We start from the raw sequence: 2,704 nt of genomic DNA, 5'->3' as shown, positions 1-2,704 counted from the left end.
GACCAATTATTAAAATAACTAATCCGACAAGTCCGCATCCCTACTCCCGCAACTTGCGATAACCGGAGCCGTTGGCAGCAAGCTAAGAATAATCCAAAAAAGTACTAATGCCTAGAACCAAAAAAGAAAAATCAATAGAATGGCTGATTAAAACTTATATGCCATTTTTTGAAAATTTTGGTATGGAGGAACAAAATATCCGAAGCTACTACGAAGAATGGAAAGTTGAGTTCAGCACTAACATTAATGATTTCCTATGGCATATATTCAACACACTTTTACATGAAAATGCTACTCAATCAAAAGATTTGGAGAGATTCTACAAAAGAAACATTGAAATTTATTCCGAAATGCTTTATCTACGAAGAAAATTAGAAGGAAAAGCAGCAAATGAAATTCAGAAATGTTTGAATAGAAACAAGTTAGAATTACAGTTTGATTCTTCGAATTTAGAATTAAATGTTATCGTTGCAACTACTAAAGATTGTGAAGCTTGTAAAGAAATTTATAATAAAGAGTTTCCAATAAGAGAAGTTATTAAAAGTGATGTAATTCCATATGAGAATTGTACAAGAAAAATTGGTTGTGCATGCGTATACACCTTTAAACCAATCCGAGACGAAAACGACAACCTAATAAGAAAATCGAAATAAAACGCCAGCTGCCAACAACGGCTCATCGCAAATAACGGGCAGTTTGCCAAGAATTGCTATTATAGAGACCAATTATTAAAAAACTAATCCGACAACTCCGTGTCCCAACTCCCGCAACTTGCGATAGCCGAGATCGTTGTAGCCAATATTTGCAGTGTGATTGCGATTAATACAATAACTACATGAATAATAAGAATCTTATATTACTCACCCTAATTACCCTCTTATCATCCTGTAATAGCAGCACTGATAAAAAGACCGCGAAAATTGATAATTTCAACAAAGTATTTATCGATAGCCTAGTTCCGATGGCTGATAAAAACTATTCAGTTTTTTACACAAAAATAAAAGGACACTCAAATGACTCCATTAGACTGAATATCAGTTCGGATAATAATGAGGATGAAAAATTCGATTATTACTTCATTGGTGATTTTGAAAAAGAAATACGCATGGACTATTATGGCGAATCAAAAAAGTTTATAAAATTAGATCCGTATAAAGCTACAGATGGAAAACTGGAGTTAGATTACCAATTGTAATTATAGTGCAAACACTGGCTACAACAACGGTTAATCGCCAATAAGCGGCAGCTTTGAAAAGAAAATAATTAACTTGACCAACGAACTAATACTAAGCCGACTAATCCGCGTCCCCTACTCCGCCAACTGGCGATAACCGAGACCGTTGGCATTCATATTTTAATTGGAGAAAGAACAATGAACAAAAAAAATAGCGTATTTATTGCCACAAGTTTAGATGGATATATCGCTGATAAAAATGGTGAAATAGAATGGTTAAATTATATACCAAATCCTGATAATGATGATATGGGATATTTGGATTTTAAAAAACGAATTGATGCTATAATAATGGGGCGAAAGACATTTGAAACCGTAATCGGATTCGATATTGATTGGCCGTATGACAAACCTGTTTTTGTATTAAGTGAAAAACTAAATGAACTACCCGAAACTTATAAGGGAAAAGTATTTTTAATAAAAGGAACTTTAAATGAAGTTTTAGAACAAATTCACAAAAAAGGATTCTACCGACTTTACATTGATGGTGGAACTACAATCAGAAATTTTTTAAAACAAGACTTAATTGACGAAATAATATTAACAACTATTCCAATATTATTAGGTGGAGGACATTCCTTATTTACGGAATTAACTAAAGAATTAAAATTTAAATTAAATGGTTCTAAAACTTATTTAAATCAAATTGTACAAACACATTATGAGCGAAAGGTATAAAATACGAAATGCCAACATCGGTTCATCGCAAATAACGGGCATTGTGGAAAAAGTGTAATTTTAGAAACCAGGAAAGAAAACAACTAAGCCGACAAATCCGCGTCCTTACTCCCGCAACTTGCGATAACCGCAGCCGTTGTAACGCATAAATTTTTTGAGATTTGAACATAAAATTTTCAAACCGACTGATCAAAATTGTATTATTCACCTGGACAATAATTGTTTCAGGTTGCATAGAAGATAAAACTATAGAAAGAAAAATTAGTACTCCGACTTCTGAAAAGATAGATTCATCTAAACAACTAGAATTATCAGGTGTCTGGAACTTAAATAATAAAATATATAGTAAAGAACTCTTTCTATTTGAAGATGAAACTTGGAAAAGAATCACAGTTACTGATGAACTTGATACTATAATAGAAAAAGGAAAATATACTGTTACCAATGATAGCGCTGTCTTTTTTAGACATTACGGCTCTCAACATTGGCCAAATAATGATACGATCAATGATTATCAAACTTCCCTAGGAGCATTCGTACTATTTCTTACCGACGATGGTGATTTAAATGATAATCAAGAAGATTATGATGAAACTTATGTAAAAGTAAATTAACGCGTTACAACAACGGTTCATTGCCAATAAGCGGCACCGTTAGAAGGAAAATAATTAACTTAACCAACGAACCAATAATAAGCCGACAAATCCGCGTCCCCTACTCCGCCAACTGGCGATAACCGTATTCCAAGATCAAAAACAAACCATTTTCAATAAATTTTAAGCAGCATATTTG

Annotated in this window: 4 protein-coding genes; all 4 read left to right on the top strand. The window is 33.0% G+C overall.

Annotated features, from left to right (window positions below):
- Positions 1–107: 107 nt before the first annotated feature.
- Positions 108–653: a hypothetical protein gene (locus ACSHZO_RS15750; protein ID WP_298248409.1), complete on the top strand. Its 546-nt coding sequence runs from the start codon at positions 108–110 to the stop codon at positions 651–653.
- Between the two features lie 308 nt (positions 654–961).
- Positions 962–1,195 (top strand): hypothetical protein, encoded by a 234-nt coding sequence (locus tag ACSHZO_RS15745; RefSeq protein ID WP_435067430.1) that lies wholly within the window; start codon positions 962–964, stop codon positions 1,193–1,195.
- Between the two features lie 177 nt (positions 1,196–1,372).
- Positions 1,373–1,912: a dihydrofolate reductase family protein gene (locus ACSHZO_RS15740; RefSeq protein ID WP_298248407.1), complete on the top strand. Its 540-nt coding sequence runs from the start codon at positions 1,373–1,375 to the stop codon at positions 1,910–1,912.
- A 161-nt stretch (positions 1,913–2,073) separates the two neighbouring features.
- Positions 2,074–2,526, top strand: coding sequence for a hypothetical protein (locus tag ACSHZO_RS15735; RefSeq protein ID WP_298248406.1), 453 nt, complete (start codon positions 2,074–2,076; stop codon positions 2,524–2,526).
- Positions 2,527–2,704 lie beyond the last annotated feature (178 nt).

Origin of the sequence: Christiangramia sp. 3-2217-3z (assembly GCF_051195275.1) — a bacterium.
Taxonomy (GTDB): Bacteria; Bacteroidota; Bacteroidia; order Flavobacteriales; family Flavobacteriaceae; genus Christiangramia; species Christiangramia marina.
The sequence above is the reverse complement of the archived record's forward strand: the minus strand, read 5'-3'. Positions and strand labels throughout refer to the sequence as shown.